Raw genomic sequence first — 17902 nt, forward strand, 5'->3', positions numbered from 1 at the left:
GCTTAGCTGGGCACGCCCAACAAAAAAAAGCCGCTTCCTAAGCGGCTTTCTCATCGAACGAGATGGACGGTTAAATCCCCCGATCTTTGAACAAAGCGGCGATCGAACCGCCCTCTAGAATAAACTGCGTCGCCCGAGCCAACATCGGCGCTACAGAGAGCACCTGCACATGGGGCGAATGCAGCTCCGGCTGCGCAATCGAATCCGTAACGACCACTTGCCGGATATTGGGATGCTTCAGCTTCTCCAGGGCATTGTCTGAGAAGAGCCCGTGCGTTGCGCACACATAGGCGTCCGCCGCCCCCCGTTCCTTCAACCCTTCGACAACGTTTACAATTGTGGAGCCCGTGTCGATCAAATCCTCGATGATGATTGGCGTATGCCCGGACACATCACCGATCACATGCGTGATCACCGACTGGTTGTGTGCGGGACGCTTCTTGATCATGATTGCAAACGGCGAATCCAGCCCGTTGGCCAGCTTCTCCGCCATCGAGGCCCGTCCCGCATCCGGCGAGACGATCACGGGATTCGGAATTTGCTGAGCCCGCAGGTAATCCGTCATCAAGTCTAACGCGGTCAAATGATCGACCGGAATGTTGAAGAAGCCCTGAATTGCCGGCGCGTGCAAATCGATCGTCACGACCCGACTCGCCCCCGCCGTCGTCAGCACATCAGCGAGCAGCTTGGCAGAGATCGGTTCCCGCGGCGCCGATTTACGCTCCTGCCGGGCGTAGCCGTAATAGGGCATGATGACGTTCACCGTGCGAGCGGAAGCCCGCTTGGCCGCATCGATCATCACCAGGAGCTCGACGAACAACTCATTGATCGGATGGGATAGCGACTGTACGAGAAACACATCATAATTACGGATACTTTCCTCATAATGCACATAAATTTCTCCGCTCTTGAAGCGCGACAATTTCACCTTTCCGGGTTCGATCCCAAGCCGACTGCAGATATCCGATACCAGCTTCGGATTGGACGAACCGGAAAACATGCGCATTTTGGCTTCCATAACATCCTCCCGAATCCTTGATTTATGACATTTCAGACTTGGACATTCCTACACGATTATCGTACATGGATTCAACCTGGTCGTCCAGAATTTTCCAGATAGCGGCTCTGGAGCTCTTATTGCCCTGCTTTCAAAGGAATCATCGTTCGCTTGCGGCCCTCGAAAGTTGCCAACTCCCGCACTCCCAGTTTATACAGCAGTGCTCGCGCTTGATCCAAATGTTCGCTTAGCTTCTGGGGATCATGGGCATCCGACCCTACGGTCAGCGGAATCCCCATCTCGATAGCCGCCTGCAAGATCCGCTCGCTGGGAAACATCTCCGCGCAAGGCTTGGATAGCCCCGAAGCATTGAGCTCGATGGCGATTCCGGCTTCCTTCACGGCAGCCAAGGCCCGCCGCTCCAGCGCAATCGTCTCTTGCTCCAGCTCCGGCCCAGGCTTGTACCCAAACCGCTTGATCACGTCGAGATGGCCAAGGAAATCATACAACCCGGTTTGCGCGGCTTTGGTCACAGCATCATAGTATTGCGTATATACCGCGAATACATCCTTTTCTTCCCAGTTGTGAACCTGGCGAAAATCCGATACATCCCATTCCCCGAGAAAATGCACCGACCCGATCACATAATCCCACGGATAGCCCGTGATGATCTGTTCGATCTTTTCCTCCCAGCCTTCGATATAGTCGCCCTCCAGGCCGACGCGTACGTCGATCTGCCCGCGGTATTTGTCCTTCAAACGAAAAGCTTCCTCCACGTACCGCGGCAACTCCTCCATCGGCATCGCCATTTCCGGATAATAGGCAGCCGGATCCACATGCAGCAACGGCATATGGTCAGAGACACCGAGCTGGGACAATCCGATCTCGATTCCCCGGCGGATATAATCCTCCAGCGTGCCAACGGCATGCCCGCAACGTTCATGATGGGTATGGTAGTCGATCAACATTTGTTCCCACCTCCGCTTTAGTCACGCCGCGGCCGTTCATGACGACGCTCCAGCTCCTGCATAATTTCATCCAGCGGCAAATTGCGCTCGCGCAGCAGCACCAGCAGATGGTAGATCAGGTCGCTGACTTCATAACGCAGCTCATCGTTGTCTCCGTTTTTAGCGGCAATGATCGATTCTGCGGTCTCTTCGCCAACCTTCTTGAGAATTTTATCGAGCCCCTTATCAAATAAATACGTGGTATACGCCCCTTCCGGACGCTCCGTGTAACGCTCGGCAATCAACTGCTCCAGCTCAGCCAGCACCTTGAACCGCTCGTCGGTACTTCCCGATCCCGTGGAGGTTGCAGCAACCTCAGCAGCAGCAGCCGTCCGATAGAAGCAAGTAGACTCTCCAGTGTGGCAAGCCGGTCCGTTCGCGATAACCTCGACCAGCAGCGTGTCGCCGTCACAATCATATTTCAAGGCCGTGATCTGCTGCGTGTTGCCGGAGGTCGCCCCTTTGTTCCATAGCTCCGCGCGCGACCGGCTCCAGAACCAGGTCTGGCCGGTTTCCACCGATTTACGCAGCGACTCGCGATTCATGTAAGCCAGCATCAGCACTTCCTTGCTGCGCGCATCCTGGACAATGGCCGGCACAAGACCGGCTGCGTCCCACTTCACCGTCTGCTCCAACGCTTCAATCGAAAGCGATAGCTGCAAAGCCTGTTGATTTCCTGCGGTCATCGTATCTCCACCCCTTTAGCTTTTAACTCCTGTTTTAAATCCGGTATGGCAATTTCTTTATAGTGAAAAATCGTCGCCGCCAACGCCGCATCCGCATGTCCTTCGGTAAATACCTCGTAGAAATCTTCCGTCTTCCCTGCTCCGCCCGAGGCGATAACCGGAATCCCTACCGCCCGGCTCACTGCGCTGGTCAGAGGCAGATCAAATCCGTCCTTGGTGCCGTCGGCGTCCATGCTCGTCAGCAGAATTTCCCCGGCGCCTCGTTTCTCGGCTTCCCGCACCCATTCCAGCGCCCGGATGCCCGTTGGTTTGCGTCCTCCGTGGGTGTACACTTCCCATTCGCCCCACTCGGCGTTATATTTGGCATCTACAGCCACAACGATGCATTGGGAGCCAAAACGGCGTGCACCGTCCGAGATCAGATCTGGATTGATAACCGCCGCCGTATTAATGCCAATCTTATCGGCCCCGGCCCGGAGCAGACGCTTCATATCCTCCACCTGGGAGATCCCGCCGCCTACCGTAAACGGGATGGCGATTTCCCCGGCCGTCTGCTTCACCACCTCGATCATGGTCGCCCGGCCTTCGTGGGATGCGGAAATGTCCAGAAAGACAAGCTCATCCGCCCCCTCGCGATCATATAATGCGGCCAGCTCCACCGGATCACCGGCGTCACGCAGGTTCACAAAATTCACGCCTTTGACGACCCGCCCGTCCTTTACGTCCAGACAGGGAATAATTCGCTTTGCGAGCATGCTGGTTCGACTTCCTTTCCGTAATTCGTCTATTCGTCGATTTCGAGATCAACTTCGTCGATTTCAAGATCATCGATTCAAAGCTTCAATTGCCCCGATCGCCTGAGCCAGATCGATATTCCCCGTGTACAGCGCCTTACCAACGATAGCTCCGCCGACACCTTGATCTCGGTGGGCAGCGAGGCGCAGCAAATCGTCCTGCACCGTGACGCCGCCGGAGGCAATTACCGTCTTGCCAGATGCCTGAGCCAGCGACAAAATCGCCTCCACATTCGGCCCTTGCATCATCCCGTCGCGGGAGATATCGGTGAAAATAAACGTCTCCGCCCCTTTGGCCGCGAGCTCCTTCGCCAACACTTCTGCCTGAACCTCGGAGGTTTCCAGCCAACCGCGAGTTGCGACGAAGCCGTTCCGGGCATCAATGCCGATGGCGACTTGATCGCCATAGGTGCCCAGCACCGCCTCCGTGAACGCCCGGTCCTCAATCGCTGCCGTCCCGAGAATGACCCGGCTCACACCCAGCGACAACAGGCGCTTTACGTCGTCCAGCGTGCGCAGGCCGCCGCCGACCTGTACTGGCACCTGTACGGTGCGAGCGATCTCGCCGATCAGCTCATCGTTAACCGGATGCCCCGCCTTCGCCCCATCTAAATCGACCAAATGGATAAACGACCCGCCTTGGGCTTCCCAAGAACGGGCCACCTCAACCGGGTTCGCGTTATACACCGTTTCACGATCATAATCGCCCTGGACCAATCGCACACATTTTCCGCCGCGAATGTCGATCGCCGGATAAATAATAAAAGATGACATATGTTCGTACCTCCCGCCGTTCATGGTTAGAATGAATATTTAAAATTCCGCACTTCCCTTAAGTTTAAAGATCCATGTGGCTCCCGTTCTGAAATAGCGGTAATTTATGGTGTTATTTCAACGCAAATCTGCCTCTCCATGAGACTAACGGTATTTCTTGGCGCTATTTCAGCCAAAATCCTTGGATTCAAGCAACCGGACCTCAGATAACGCCACTTTTTACCGCTAATTCTCGACAAAGCCTATCTACCTGCCAAAATAAGGCCATAAATTACCGCTACCTTCGAATAGCTCTATACACAGCCACGTTAACAGCTGGCAGCAGGGGCGCATCGTGTAGCATCGTGTGCTTCGTGTGCACCCCACCCCTCTTCGCACCCAGCGCCTCAAGCTTCAGGACGTCCCTTGCCCGCGAGTGCTCCAAGCGCGCGCCGAGAGCTTCAAATGCGTCTAGCTGGCGCTTACTTGCATCCTTCGCGCCCAACCCCCTAGACACTTCAGGCGTCCCTTGCTGCAAGTGCCCTAAGCGCGCCGAGGACTTCAACTGCGTCTAACTGACGATTACCTGCTGCCTGCGCGTCGATCTCGCGGCATTATCCCTGCCGCTCCACCAGCGTCAGGAAATTGCGCAGCAACGCCATGCCGAGCTCGCCGCTCTTCTCGGGATGGAACTGCATCCCGAAGACGTTGCCGCGGCCGACGATGGCGGTCACCGGATGGCCGTAGTCGGTCACGGCCAGCACATCCCCCGGCTGCTCCGCCAACACGTGATAAGAATGGACGAAGTACACATGTCCCTCTTCCAGCCCGGCGAGCAGCGGATTCCCCGGCTGCAGGAACGACAGCCGGTTCCAGCCCATATGCGGCACCTTGTACCCCTCGGTGCCCGCAAACCGCACCGCGCGGCCCGGCAGCAAGCCCAGCCCCTCGTTGAGCCCATGCTCTTCGCTCTCACCGAAGAGCAGCTGCATCCCGAGGCAGATGCCGAGCAGCGGTGTTCCCCCAGCGGCCGCCTGCCGCACCACGGCGTCCAAGCCCGACGCGCGCAGATGCTTCATCGCGTCACCAAAAGCTCCGACGCCCGGCAACAGCACGCCGTCCGCCGCCAGAATCTGCGCCTCGTCTCCAGTAATCGTACCCTCGTAGCCGAGGCGCTCCACCGCCTTGCTCACGCTGTGCAGGTTGCCCATCCCGTAATCGACGATGGCAATCTTCATCGGCTACAGCACTCCCTTCGTCGACGGCACCCCGTTGACGCGCGGATCAATGCTCGTCGCCTCATCCAGCGCCCGTCCCAGCGCTTTGAACACCGCTTCGATCATGTGGTGCGTATTCTGGCCATAATGCACGATCACATGCAGCGTAATCCGTGCCTCCAGCGCCAGCTTCCATAGAAACTCATGAACGAGCTGCACGTCGAAGCTGCCCACGCGGTCCGAAGGATACTCCGCACGGTATTCGAAATGCGGACGGTTGCTGACGTCAATCACCACCTGGGCCAACGCCTCATCCATCGGAATAAACACGCTGGAATAACGTTTGATCCCTTTTTTATCGCCCAGCGCCTCCCGAATCACCTGCCCCAGACAAATGCCGATATCCTCCACCGTATGATGATCATCGATTTCGATATCGCCGCGCGCCTGGACCGAGAGATCAAAATGTCCGTGCTTCGTGAACAAATCCAGCATATGGTTCAAAAAAGGCACGTCCGTCTCCAACTGCGCGTTCCCGCTCCCGTCCACCGCAAAGGTCAGTTGAATATCTGTTTCATTCGTTGTGCGGCTGATGCTCGCTTGGCGTGGCGCCGCTCCCCCGTTACTGTTGGCCATCTTCGTTCCCCGCCTTTCCTTCTTGCTGCAACCGGATTTCGATCGCCCGGGCATGGCCTTCCAGCCCTTCCCGCCGCGCCAGCTCCATAATGGTAGCCCCGTTCTCCAGCAGCGCTTCCTTGCTATAGTAAATCAAACTGGATTTCTTAATAAAATCGTCCACGTCTACCGGTGACGAGAATCGCGCCGTACCGTTGGTCGGAATGATATGGTTCGGCCCGGCAAAATAATCCCCCACCGGCTCCGAGCTGTACGGTCCGAGGAAAATTGCCCCGGCATTTTCCACCCGGCCCAGATAGCCCATCGGATTGTCCACGATCAGCTCAAAATGCTCCGGCGCCAGCTGATTAATCACGTCGATCCCCGCTTCGATCGAATCGACGAGGATGATCGCACCGTAGCGCTCGATCGAAGCTCCGGCGATCGCCTTGCGCGGCAGCGCGGCAAGCTGCCGCGCCACCTCGGCTTGGCACGCCTTCGCAAACGCCTCCGACGGCGTCACGAGGATCGCCGACGCCATCTCATCGTGCTCGGCCTGGGACAGCAGATCCGCCGCCACATAGGCGGGATCGGCGCTGTCATCGGCCAGCACGGCGATTTCACTAGGACCGGCGATACTGTCGATATCGACGACACCGTACACTTCGCGTTTGGCAAGCGCGACGTAAATGTTCCCCGGCCCGCAAATCTTATCCACGGGCCGGATCGTGTCCGTGCCATAAGCGAGCGCCGCAATCGCTTGGGCCCCGCCGACCCGATAGATCTCGTGCACGCCGGCTTCGGCCGCCGCCACGAGAATGTACGGGTCGATCCCCGCTTTGCCGCCCGTCGCCGGCGGCGTCACCATCACGATCTCCGGCACGCCGGCCACCTGTGCCGGAATCACGTTCATGAGCACGGAAGACGGATAAGCCGCCTTCCCGCCAGGAACGTACACGCCAACCCGCTTTAACGGGCGGATGATTTGACCCAGTAAGCTCCCATCCGGCTGCAAGTCCATCCAGGAATTGCGCTTCTGCCGGGCATGGAACGCCCGGATGTTCTGGGCCGCCCCCCGGATCGCTGTTACAAACGACGGCTCCACAGCCGCATATGCCGCCTCCAGCTCCTCCTTCGTCACGCGCAGCCCGGACGCCTCCAGCTTCATGCCGTCAAATTGCTCCGTGTACCGAAGCAAGGCCGCGTCCCCTTCCGCTTTAACCGCTTGGACGATCGCTTTAACCGCTTCGTTTTGCTCCGGCGAGCCATATTCCACTTCCCGCCGCAAATCAAAATCCTGTGCCGATACCAGTTTCATCATCCGGCATCCCCCTGCTTTCTTCATCCTTATAAATTCTTGTATCTGCCCTTGGCCCGTCCCAAGCTCAAGGCTGCGAGACTTCATCCCGCTGAATCACTTTGCTCAGCGCATCGCACACGGCCTGAATCTCGGCGTTTTTCATCCGATAGCTGACTCGGTTCGCCACCAAACGGCTGGTGATGTCAAAGATCTTCTCCAGCTCAACTAATCCGTTCTCCTTCAACGTCTGCCCGGTCTCCACCATATCCACGATCCGGTCCGCCAAACCGATGAGCGGTGCCAGCTCGATCGAGCCGTTCAGCTTAATGACCTCAACCTGCTGTCCGTGCTCGCGGAAGAACTGCGACGCCACGTTCGGATACTTCGTAGCCACCCGTTGCTGAATCCCCGGCTTCCAATCGGGCAGCGCAATCACCGACATGCGGCAACGCGCGATGCCAAGGTCAAGCAGCTCGTAAACATCCCGATTTTCCTCCATCAGCACGTCTTTACCAACGATCCCGATATCGGCCACGCCGTATTCCACGTACGTTGGCACATCGACCGGCTTCGCAAGGATGAACTCCATGCCGATGTCCGGCAGCGGAATGACCAGCTTGCGCGTTTCATCTACATCATCTGGAATCTCGATACCCGCCTCGCGGAATAAGGCGGAAGCTTTTTTATAAATACGCCCCTTAGGCATTGCGACTTTAATAATTTGATTCAATGGATTGTGCCCTCCTTCTCAGGCAGCTGCCTTCACTCAAAAGCTGACGAACGTCAGGATATCGCCGTATGTTGGTCCCAGCGGTCCCGCCTTCCGCGTCGACTCCGGGGCGCTGAGCAGATCTTCCGGCCCCTCTGCACGGCGCATCAGTACGCTGCGGCCTTCACTGCGCAACCGCTCCGCTTCGGCGAACGCCCGCTTCCGGTTCGGCGCGTCATACTGCAGCACCACCGGCAGCTCCGGTTCCGTCTCCAGCCCGCCAACTCCGTCGAGAATCCGGTTCGTCTTGAGCGAGAATCCGGTAGCTGGTGCCGGCCGTCCGAACTGCTGCAGCAGATTGTCATACCGACCGCCGCTGCACACCGGGAACCCCAGCTCTGCAGCATAGCCCTCAAACGTCATCCCCGTATAATAGGAGAAATCTCCGATCATCGTCAGATCGATCATCACATGTTCGGCTACGCCAAAGTCCTCCAAAGCATCCCACACCTGACTCAGATGCTGAACTGAGGCTTGGGCTAGCGGATTGGCACTCAGCTCCAGCGCTTGGCCGCAAATTTCTTTACCGCCGCGCAGACGGAGAATCCCTTCCAGCTCATCACGCTGCTCCTGCGAGAGAGATAACTGGGAGAGTGTCTCCCGATAGCCTACAAAATCGCGATGCAACAGCCCGGCCTTTAACGCCTCCTGAATATCCTCCCGGCCCGGGACCGCATCCTCCAGCAGACCATTCAGGAAGCCAACATGCCCAACCGCGATCTTAAATGACTTCACGCCCGCTGCCTGCAACGAGGCTACGGCCAGCGCAATCACCTCAGCGTCCGCATCCGGGGAATCATCGCCAACCAATTCGACGCCCGTTTGATAAAACTCCGCTTCCCTTCCTGCTTCTTCCTCAATCGCCCGGAAGACGTTGGCGTGATACGACAAGCGAAGCGGCAACGGCTCTTCCTTCAACAAAGAAGCGACGACCCGCGCGATGGGCGCCGTCATATCGGAACGGAGCACCATCGTGGTCCCCCGGTTATTTAACAATTTAAACAGCTTCTGATCCGACGTCGAGCTGGCTACGCCCACGGTATCGTAATATTCCATTGTAGGCGTCATAATTTGCCGGTATCCCCAGCCGGCCATGCAATCCAGCACACGCCGTTCGATCGCCCGCAGCTTATCCACGGCAAAAGGCAGATAATCGCGGACACCCGCCGGTTTTTCAAAGCCTTTTGGTTTCGACAAGTGTTTCACCTCACCGTTTTTCTCTCTTATATAAAATTTCTTTATTATATTAAAGTACTACCATACTACCAAATTAAAGAGTAGCCCAATTTTATCATAATTTCTTTTCGACCGTCAATTGCTTCTCTCCGGATCCTACGTCTCAAATTAACCTGCCCTACAGTATTCCCCAAGCATGAGCCAAAACCCTTGCGACTTCCCACTCCATGCAAAAAAACCGGCCGGGTATGCCCGAACCGGTTCAACTGATCGAAGTTACGTATTTGCACCAACAGATGGTCTTTGCCCGCTTTCCTGCCGTTCGGACGGTTTATTTTTGCGCAAGGAAGCCGGTACACTCCCCAGAAACCATGCGGCAAACGGCAGCCGCCGGAAACTAAGCTGCACAAACCCCCATGAAAGGAATAGCGCTGCGAGGGAACCCACAATGATGTAAACCAGGTAGCCGTAAGAAGCCCCCGGCAGCCGTTGTTCATTCCAGAAGAGCCGGTACGCGAACAACACGACAGGATGGAACAGATAGATCCCGAAGGAGAGCTCCCCCACCCGAGTCAGCGACCGAACCCAGAAGGCGGAGCCTCTTCGCTGAATGGAGAATGACAGTTTGAGCAGCACTAACGCCGAGAACATCGTGTGAACGTTCCATAACAATTCAAACCATAGGGTGTTGGGCGAAGCATAACCTTGGCGGTATACATACCAGATCTGGACATGAACGAAGGCAACAACTAGCCATCCGATCCACAACGCGGCAGTCCATCCTTTGTGGGATTGGGGCATTTGCTTCCAGTCCGTTTTCAGCCAACTCTTCAATTTGCTGAAGTAAATCGCCAGCACTGCCCCCAACATGTAATACCCCATATAGCTCAGTGCGTAGCTCCCTTTATTCGGCAGATGTAGCTGGTATTTGTTCCAGAATACGAAGCCCCACTGCAGCGCCAGACCCAAAGGCAAAATGAGCGCAATCAAGAAGCGGTGATTTCGGAAGGACTGGAATAACCACAAGAAGAGCGGGAACAACAGGTAGAACTGTATGCTGATAAATACGAAGTAGAGGTGGGTATACGCTGTACCCGTCAGGAGCGCCGTCCCTAACGACTTCAATTCATACAGCTTGGAATTATTGACAAAATCGTTGCGGTAAAGCGCAATCAACATGAAATAACAACAGGAGACCAGGAGATAGGGCAAGATGATATAGGTCAAGCGCTTCTTGTAGAATTTGCTTACCAGCTTGCGGCTAATCGGCTGATCGTAATAATTGTAAAAAAGGACGAAACTGCTTAGCAGGATAAACGACGGGGTACCGATTTTAAAGAAAATGTTCATCCAATTATAAAAGTAGTAGACCGGTGAATTCAGCGCTTGTTCTGCCGCCGCGAACGATGAAGCGTGCACCTGGATGACGCTGAAGATCGCTAACGCACGAAAGATATCCAACTGCGGCAAACGTTCCTTGACCACCTTGCTCACTCAACCAACTCCTGTTCATAATTAAAAGAAGCCTGATTTACGTACTAGACATCTAAACTTTACAAATGTTTCTAGTTCACTCTCTCCACTATACCAGAATTTGAATATGCATAAAACCGTTCAAGATCAAACTCAAATAAAACACACAAAAGCGGTCCCACCCGGCAAATTCCCTGGTTCAAGGACCGCTTTTATTTCTAACGCTTATCACAAACCTTATTGCAGTTAAAATCAACGTATTACGATTCTAACGCTTATCACAATGCTTATTGCTCCATTCTGCTGACGAATTCAGGTGTTTTTCACGAAATAGCGTGTCTCAGCGTCGTTAGAAATTCCAAAGCACCAAAATCAGCAAAATAGCGCTCCTGGTCAGCGTTAGCGCGCCCGCAGAGGCGGGCTGAGCCAATTCGGACTCCGGATGATGACATAGGACACGCCCACAATCTAGGGATTCTTCCGCTCCAGCACCCGCAGCGGGTTCCCGCCAACAAACGTGCCCGGAGCCACGTCCTTATGTACCACTGATCCGGCGGCGACGACTGCACCGTCTCCGATGGTCACACCCGGGAGGATTGTGCTGTTCGCACCAATCATCACCTCATCGCCGATCCGCACCTCACCCAGGCGGTATTCCTTGATCAAATACTCGTGGGCGAGAATCGTCGTGTTGTACCCGATCACCGAATTGCGTCCCACCGTAATCAGCTCCGGGAAAAACACATCCACCATCACCATCAACCCAAACGCGGTGTGCTCGCCCACCTTCATGCCGAGAACCCGACGGTAAATGGCGTTCTTCAGCGATAATATCGGGCAATACCGGGCGATTTGGATAAAAATAAAGTTCCGGACGCCCTTCCAAGGGCTTACCGTCCGGTACAGCTGCCAGAGTGCGTTGGGTCCTTCAACCGGATAACGCCTCACTCGTCTCACGATCTCACCGGCTCCAAACCTAGGATTCCATAGAGATCTCGCATCTCTTGCAGGATGTAATCCGGATGATACTGGCGCAGTACCGCCTCGCCTTTCAACGACCAAGCTACACCGGCTGCCTTCACACCCGCTGCCTTCGCACATTGCAGATCGGCGGCACTATCGCCCACCATCAACGTGTGTGCCGGATCAGCGCCCAGCTCGCGCAACGCCGTCAGAATCGGCTCAGGATGCGGCTTGGGATGCTTCACATCCTCCACCGTCACGATCGATTTCATGTACGGCTTTAACCCGAACATGTTTAAGGCGAGCATCGTGGTCTCCTTAATCTTCGTCGTGACAATCCCCATTGTGATCCCCCGTTCGTGCAAATCGGAGATCACTTCTTTGACCTGGGGAAATTCACGGATCAGTTCATCATGGCGTTCCCGGTTGTATTTTCGGTAATCTGCTACCAGATCCGCTACATCATCACGCCCTGAGAACACTTGCAACTGGTGCTCTAACGTTTGCCCCATATGCGGAATGATTTCTTCCCGAGTACGCGGCTGTAAACCATGCTTTTCGATAACATGCAAAAAGCTTGTAATGATAAGTTCATTGGTATCGATTATCGTTCCATCAAGATCAAATAACACGGTGTTTATCATGTGGCTGCTACTCCTTCTTGTCTTCCGGCGCTTCCGCCAACTCCTCCACGGTCGTTTCCTCCGTCTTAGACAGCTTCGCTTGCTCAGATTCAGCCGCTCCACCCATTACCGGCAAAGCATCCGCTGCGGCGACTTTCGTAGATGTAATAGGATCACTGTAATACGGCAGGTCACGAACGGTACTGCGACGTACGATAATGAAGATGATCGCCGCAACCACAATGCCCAAGGCAAGCAGCTGGGAAATGCGAACGTTGCCGTAAGAAGGCGCCAGATACCCTTGTTCGAATCCAAGCCAGGTCATTGGCGTCCAGAGCCCATTCACGAACGACGCTAGCCAGGATGCTCCCTGGAACGCTAAGCTGTCCGTCCGCAACGCTTCAATGAAGAATCGTCCGATCGAATACCAGATGAAATACGAGGCGAACAATTCCCCTGCGCGCAAAAATTTCTGTCTCCGCAAAATCATTAGTAAGATCAAGCCCACCAGGTTCCACAACGATTCATACAGAAACGTCGGGTGATGGAATGTCCCCTGCACGTTCATTTGATTCACAATAAATGAAGGTAAATGCAGGTTGTCGCGAAGGAAGCTCTCCGTTGTTGGTCCGCCATAAGCTTCCTGGTTCACGAAGTTCCCCCAGCGCCCAATCATCTGCCCCACAATCAGGGAAGGCGCACAAATATCAGCGATCCGCCAGAAGTTATAGCCGCGACGCCGAACAAAGATCACCGCGCAGATGATCGCGCCGATCAGCGCCCCGTAAATGGCGATACCGCCGTTCCAGATTTTAAATACATCCCAGAAGTTATCCTTGTAATCGTCCCACATAAACGCGACGTAATAAATCCGCGCGGCGACAATCGCCGACGGTACGCCCAATAACAGCAAGTCCATAAAAAATTCCTGAGGGATGCGGAACCGCTTCCCTTCCCAAACGGCTAACAGAAGGCCGACCAAAGCCGCGCAGCCCAGTATCAGGCCATACCAGTGTACTTTCAAGCCCCCGATGGAAAAAGCGATCGGGTCTAATAACAAAGTGCCCATCGTTCACGCTCCTACTCCAAATCGTCGATATCTTCTGAAATCGTTTCGGTCAGTTTTGTCGTAAACTGCAGCGCAGCGTTGTACCCCATTCGCTTCAAACGGAAGTTCATCGCGGCAACCTCGATAATGACGGCCAAGTTCCGTCCAGGACGCACCGGGATCGTCACCAGAGGGACATCGGTATCGATAATCCGCGTCGTCTCTTCATCCAGACCTAATCGGTCATACTGCTTCTCTTGTTGCCAAGCTTCCAGTCTGACAACCAGCGAAATTCGCTTGTTGTTGCGGATGGCCCCGGCACCAAACAACGTCATGACGTTGATGATCCCCACGCCGCGGATCTCAAGCAGGTGGCGAATGAGTTCAGGTGCTGTACCGTGTAATTGGTTATCCGACGTTTGCCGGATTTCTACCGCATCGTCCGCAATCAGACGGTGTCCGCGCTTCACCAGTTCGAGGGCCGTTTCACTCTTCCCGATACCGCTGCTGCCGGTAATTAGCATCCCCACGCCATAGACGTCAACGAGAACCCCGTGAATCGTCGCGGTTGGCGCCAGCTTCCGTTCCAGGAAGCTGGTGATCCGGCTCGACAGGATTGTCGTCGCCATGCTGCTGCGAAGGACTGGGATTTGCTTCTCTGAACTGATCTCAATCAGTTCCTCAGGTACCTTCCAAGAGCGGGTAACGATGATACAAGGCGTCTCATCGCTGCTGCATAACCGCTCCATGCGATCTTTCCGTTCCTTCTCCGGTAGCATCTCGAAGAAGGCCAGCTCGGTTTTCCCCAGAATCTGAACGCGCTCCGGCGGATGGTATTCAAAATACCCGGCCATCTCCAAGCCCGGACGATATAAATCGTCGACCGTGATCGCACGTTTTAACCCTTGCTCTCCGGAAACCACCTCGAGCCCGAATTGGTTCACTAATTCGGATACTTTCACTTTTTTAGCCATGGTGCTCTTCCTTTCCCCTGCCGGCATTCAACATGAGGGTGCTCGTCAACTAACGAGCTCCGGCTCCGATATCAGCTGCCTGAATTAAGGCATTAATTCATCTTGGTTCGAGATCACTCAATGTATTCATCGTATAGGAAATTGTCACGTAAATCAATCATTGGGCCGTGAGCCGCCTAGGAATCGCCCTACTGCAGCTTTTTTGCCCCTGCCTAACAAAAAAAACCGCCCCGAAGGGCGGTTTCTTCATCGCGTAACAAATTAGCTGAAGAACACGTTGCGTTCTGTTTCTTTGTCGAAGATATGAATTTTGTTCATATCGATCGCCAGTTTAACGTTGTCGCCTTCACGTGTATTGGAACGGCCGTCTACACGAGCGATCAGGCCGTCGCTGCCTGCACCGTTCAGGTACAATTGCATTTCGTGACCCAGGTTTTCCGTCAGATACACGTTAGCAGTAAAGGTCGTTTGCGGCGAAGCTTCCAGGAATACTGGCTCTTCATGGATGTCCTCAGGACGAATACCCATGATAACGTCTTTGCCGATGTAGCCTTTATCTCTCAGGATTGTTGCTTTACCTTGAGGCACAACAACATCCATGTTGGTAGCTCTGAAACGAACGGTGCCTGCTTCTTCCACCAAAGTACCGTTCACGAAGTTCATCGTAGGCGAACCGATAAAGCCAGCTACGAAGATGTTGCCTGGTTGGTTGTACAGCTCTTCTGGAGAAGCAGCTTGTTGGATGATACCGTCATGCATAACAACGATCCGGTCACCCATCGTCATAGCTTCGATTTGGTCATGTGTTACGTAGATGCAAGTCGTTTCCAGACGTTTAACCAGCTTCGTGATTTCCGCGCGCATTTGACCGCGCAGTTTAGCATCCAAGTTGGAAAGCGGTTCGTCCATCAGGAACACTTGAGGATCGCGGACAATGGCGCGGCCCAAGGCAACCCGTTGACGTTGACCACCGGAAAGAGCTTTCGGTTTGCGATCCAGCAAATGCTCGATGTCGAGAATTTTAGCTGCTTCGCGAACGCGACGGTCGATTTCATCTTTCTTCACTTTACGCAGTTTCAAACCGAACGCCATGTTTTGATATACGTTCATGTGCGGATACAGCGCGTAGGATTGGAATACCATCGCGATGTCGCGGTCTTTCGGAGCAACGTCGTTTACGACGCGGTCGCCGATGTACAATTTACCTTCTGTAATTTCTTCCAAACCAGCGATCATCCGAAGCGTTGTGGATTTACCGCAACCGGAAGGTCCTACCAGTACGAGGAATTCCTTATCCTTAATATCAAGGTTGATGTCTTCTACAGTTGCTTTAGCAGCACCCGGGTATTTTTTGTAAATGTGTTCTAAACGTACGCCTGCCATGTCTTCGTCCTCCCATTACTTTAATTTGGTGGTATTAGGGTATTGGTTCTATGCTTTATGAAATCGGATACATTTTATATTTATATATTAGACGATAGGGGGTTGCCCATCCATCCACAAACTGCACAAAAATCTTAAAGCCTTTTCGTCACTTTATACAATAGCAGCTCGAGCTTGACCAAAACTGCGTCATTAAACGTTCTGACATCCAACCCGGTTTCCTGTTTGAATTTATCCATGCGATATAATAACGTGTTCCGGTGAATATATAGCCGTTTCGCGGTCTCACTCACATTGCAGTCCAGGGCAAAAAACGTCTCAAGCGTGGTTCGAATCTCCACATCCTGCAGCAAATCTGCACGATCCCCAAGCTCCAAAGCAAATTGCCGGCGTTGCTCTTCCGGTATGCTGTACACCAGCCGCTCCAGCCTCAGTTCCCAAGGAAAATGGATGGGATCTGTTACATTAAACATTCGCCCGAGGGCCAACGTCTGACGCAAAAACAACGTAGCAGACACCAATTCATTCTCAGCAATTAAGGCGCTCCCGACCGTAAGGTGAAATCCTCCAACCCATTCGTTGGTCACCAGCTCGTACAAGCCTTGGCATAAGGCAGCCATCAGGTCGCGTTCCGTTTCCGCCGCCTCTTCGCTCTCCTCCCGCAGGCTCATAAACAGCTCTTCACCCAGGAGAATCAGCCACGCCTCCTTCAGCGGAGCCAGAACCACTTCGCCCCCGAAGTAGCTCTTCAACAGCTTGTTTAGCTTTGAAAAAGAAATTGCCTGCCCTTGCCCCGAACTTTCCCAACTCAGTAAAAAGGGCAACATCCTCCCCTTGAGCTTCGCCTTCAAGGTCAAGTGATCAGGCAACGGTTGAGTCAGTTCCCCTTGCTCCAAGCGTTCCTCCAGCCACTCCCCCAACTGAATACTGCGCATTTCATCCTCTCGCTTCAAGTTAGAGGAAGGCGTTGCCGGCTCTCGGGCAGCCGTCAGGAGCATTTGAATTAACCGGGCTTCAGAATCCGTTACTTTGGCAACCTCCGATTCAAGTACACGCACGCCTCCTTGATGCTGCTCGACGAACCATATCCATCGCTCATTTACGCGATATGGACCGGATTCCATAGGATTCGCCGCTTTTACAATATCGTTCCAGTCCTTTGTCTCCCATACGCTCTCCGACAGCGATGTACCGATGACGCTCTCCACTTGTTGTTTTAGCAATTTGATCTCCATAGCGTAGCCTTTCTTTCTATGCGTTTTCGAGTTTATTAGACTTATTTTATCATAACTGCCGGAGCAAACCTAAATCCTCGTCCTGCCGAACGCGCAAAAAAGCCGTCAACCCTAAGGTTAACGGCTTTGGATCATGAGCCATGAAGGACTCGAACCTTCGACACCCTGATTAAAAGTCAGGTGCTCTACCAACTGAGCTAATGGCTCATATAAACTGGTGGAGGCTGATGGATTCGAACCACCGAACTCGTAAGAGAACAGATTTACAGTCTGCTGCGTTTGGCCACTTCGCTAAGCCTCCATATGTGTTATGCTACCCAGCTCAGTCCAATCTGATGCTGGAAGCATAAAAGTGGCTCGGGACGGAATCGAACCGCCGACACGAGGATTTTCAGTCCTCTGCTCTACCAACTGAGCTACCGAGCCATACATTACACGGTAAAAACCCAAAAAAATAAAGCGGTGAAGTTGAACACTTTCCCACTTTACGGTGGAAATATTCAAATAAATGGCGGAGCCGACGGGATTCGAACCCGCGGTCTCCTGCGTGACAGGCAGGCATGTTAGGCCTCTACACCACGGCTCCGCAAGAGAATGGTGCCGGCGAGAGGACTTGAACCCCCAACCTACTGATTACAAGTCAGTTGCTCTACCAATTGAGCTACACCGGCACGGTGTAAATTATGATGTTTCAAATAAAGAACATGGTGGAGGCTGAGGGGATCGAACCCCCGACCCTCTGCTTGTAAGGCAGATGCTCTCCCAGCTGAGCTAAGCCTCCGAAATATTATGGTAGCGGCGGAGGGGATCGAACCCCCGACCTCACGGGTATGAACCGTACGCTCTAGCCAGCTGAGCTACGCCGCCACAGTTAAGCTTGTACAAATGG

Annotated in this window: 17 protein-coding genes and 7 tRNA genes; all 24 read right to left on the reverse strand. The window is 54.0% G+C overall.

Features of this window, described 5'->3' with window-relative positions; translation table 11 throughout:
- Window positions 1-70: 70 nt before the first annotated feature.
- Window positions 71-1018 (reverse strand): ribose-phosphate diphosphokinase, encoded by a 948-nt coding sequence (locus PBA01S_RS20560; RefSeq protein ID WP_016314040.1) that lies wholly within the window; start codon window positions 1016-1018, stop codon window positions 71-73.
- Window positions 1019-1134: 116 nt separating this feature from the next.
- A complete protein-coding gene (gene hisJ, locus PBA01S_RS20565; protein ID WP_127576633.1) occupies window positions 1135-1965 on the reverse strand; it encodes a histidinol-phosphatase HisJ in 831 nt (276 codons plus the stop codon).
- Between the two features lie 17 nt (window positions 1966-1982).
- The gene (gene hisIE / locus PBA01S_RS20570) at window positions 1983-2690 is read right to left on the reverse strand and encodes a bifunctional phosphoribosyl-AMP cyclohydrolase/phosphoribosyl-ATP diphosphatase HisIE (protein WP_085278957.1); all 708 of its coding nucleotides are present in this window, start codon (window positions 2688-2690) and stop codon (window positions 1983-1985) included.
- Complete coding sequence (hisF, locus tag PBA01S_RS20575) at window positions 2687-3445, reverse strand: imidazole glycerol phosphate synthase subunit HisF (protein WP_028540045.1); 759 nt, start codon at window positions 3443-3445, stop codon at window positions 2687-2689. The genes hisIE and hisF overlap by 4 nt, the downstream gene beginning before the upstream one ends.
- Before the next feature lie 69 nt (window positions 3446-3514).
- Complete coding sequence (gene hisA, locus PBA01S_RS20580) at window positions 3515-4258, reverse strand: 1-(5-phosphoribosyl)-5-[(5-phosphoribosylamino)methylideneamino]imidazole-4-carboxamide isomerase (protein ID WP_016314044.1); 744 nt, start codon at window positions 4256-4258, stop codon at window positions 3515-3517.
- A 593-nt stretch (window positions 4259-4851) separates the two neighbouring features.
- Complete coding sequence (gene hisH, locus PBA01S_RS20585) at window positions 4852-5475, reverse strand: imidazole glycerol phosphate synthase subunit HisH (RefSeq protein ID WP_127576634.1); 624 nt, start codon at window positions 5473-5475, stop codon at window positions 4852-4854.
- Window positions 5476-5478: 3 nt separating this feature from the next.
- Entirely contained in the window at window positions 5479-6090 is a 612-nt protein-coding gene (hisB, locus tag PBA01S_RS20590; RefSeq protein WP_016314046.1) for an imidazoleglycerol-phosphate dehydratase HisB, read from the reverse strand.
- Window positions 6077-7387, reverse strand: a complete 1311-nt coding sequence (hisD, locus tag PBA01S_RS20595) for a histidinol dehydrogenase (RefSeq protein WP_085170377.1) — start codon at window positions 7385-7387, stop codon at window positions 6077-6079. The genes hisB and hisD overlap by 14 nt, the downstream gene beginning before the upstream one ends.
- A 67-nt stretch (window positions 7388-7454) precedes the next feature.
- Window positions 7455-8075, reverse strand: a complete 621-nt coding sequence (hisG, locus tag PBA01S_RS20600; RefSeq protein WP_371859558.1) for an ATP phosphoribosyltransferase — start codon at window positions 8073-8075, stop codon at window positions 7455-7457.
- A gap of 60 nt (window positions 8076-8135) precedes the next feature.
- Window positions 8136-9335, reverse strand: coding sequence for an ATP phosphoribosyltransferase regulatory subunit (locus PBA01S_RS20605; RefSeq protein WP_036701204.1), 1200 nt, complete (start codon window positions 9333-9335; stop codon window positions 8136-8138).
- A gap of 255 nt (window positions 9336-9590) precedes the next feature.
- The gene (locus tag PBA01S_RS20610; protein ID WP_085278955.1) at window positions 9591-10808 is read right to left on the reverse strand and encodes an acyltransferase; all 1218 of its coding nucleotides are present in this window, start codon (window positions 10806-10808) and stop codon (window positions 9591-9593) included.
- 447 nt (window positions 10809-11255) lie between these two features.
- Entirely contained in the window at window positions 11256-11744 is a 489-nt protein-coding gene (locus PBA01S_RS20615) for an acyltransferase (RefSeq protein ID WP_016314053.1), read from the reverse strand.
- The gene (gene ppaX / locus PBA01S_RS20620) at window positions 11741-12394 is read right to left on the reverse strand and encodes a pyrophosphatase PpaX (RefSeq protein WP_085278954.1); all 654 of its coding nucleotides are present in this window, start codon (window positions 12392-12394) and stop codon (window positions 11741-11743) included. Before ppaX ends, PBA01S_RS20615 begins: the two co-directional genes overlap by 4 nt.
- 7 nt (window positions 12395-12401) lie before the next feature.
- Window positions 12402-13442, reverse strand: a complete 1041-nt coding sequence (gene lgt, locus PBA01S_RS20625; RefSeq protein WP_028540053.1) for a prolipoprotein diacylglyceryl transferase — start codon at window positions 13440-13442, stop codon at window positions 12402-12404.
- Between the two features lie 11 nt (window positions 13443-13453).
- Entirely contained in the window at window positions 13454-14395 is a 942-nt protein-coding gene (gene hprK / locus PBA01S_RS20630; RefSeq protein WP_016314056.1) for an HPr(Ser) kinase/phosphatase, read from the reverse strand.
- Window positions 14396-14656: 261 nt separating this feature from the next.
- Window positions 14657-15778, reverse strand: coding sequence for an ABC transporter ATP-binding protein (locus PBA01S_RS20635; protein ID WP_016314057.1), 1122 nt, complete (start codon window positions 15776-15778; stop codon window positions 14657-14659).
- A gap of 134 nt (window positions 15779-15912) precedes the next feature.
- Window positions 15913-17013 carry a PucR family transcriptional regulator gene (locus PBA01S_RS20640; protein WP_255315403.1) on the reverse strand — a complete coding sequence of 367 codons (1101 nt, stop codon included), beginning with the start codon at window positions 17011-17013 and terminating at the stop codon, window positions 15913-15915.
- A 134-nt stretch (window positions 17014-17147) separates the two neighbouring features.
- A tRNA-Lys gene (locus PBA01S_RS20645) sits at window positions 17148-17220 on the reverse strand.
- Between the two features lie 8 nt (window positions 17221-17228).
- Window positions 17229-17314, reverse strand: a tRNA-Tyr gene (locus PBA01S_RS20650).
- Between the two features lie 52 nt (window positions 17315-17366).
- Window positions 17367-17439, reverse strand: a tRNA-Phe gene (locus PBA01S_RS20655).
- Window positions 17440-17522: 83 nt separating this feature from the next.
- Window positions 17523-17599, reverse strand: a tRNA-Asp gene (locus tag PBA01S_RS20660).
- Window positions 17600-17608: 9 nt separating this feature from the next.
- A tRNA-Thr gene (locus PBA01S_RS20665) sits at window positions 17609-17684 on the reverse strand.
- 34 nt (window positions 17685-17718) lie between these two features.
- Window positions 17719-17794: transfer RNA gene (locus PBA01S_RS20670), tRNA-Val, on the reverse strand.
- 9 nt (window positions 17795-17803) lie between these two features.
- A tRNA-Met gene (locus tag PBA01S_RS20675) sits at window positions 17804-17880 on the reverse strand.
- Window positions 17881-17902 lie beyond the last annotated feature (22 nt).

The sequence above is a fragment of the Paenibacillus barengoltzii NBRC 101215 genome, from assembly GCF_004000745.1.
In the GTDB taxonomy this organism is placed as follows: domain Bacteria; phylum Bacillota; class Bacilli; order Paenibacillales; family Paenibacillaceae; genus Fontibacillus; species Fontibacillus barengoltzii.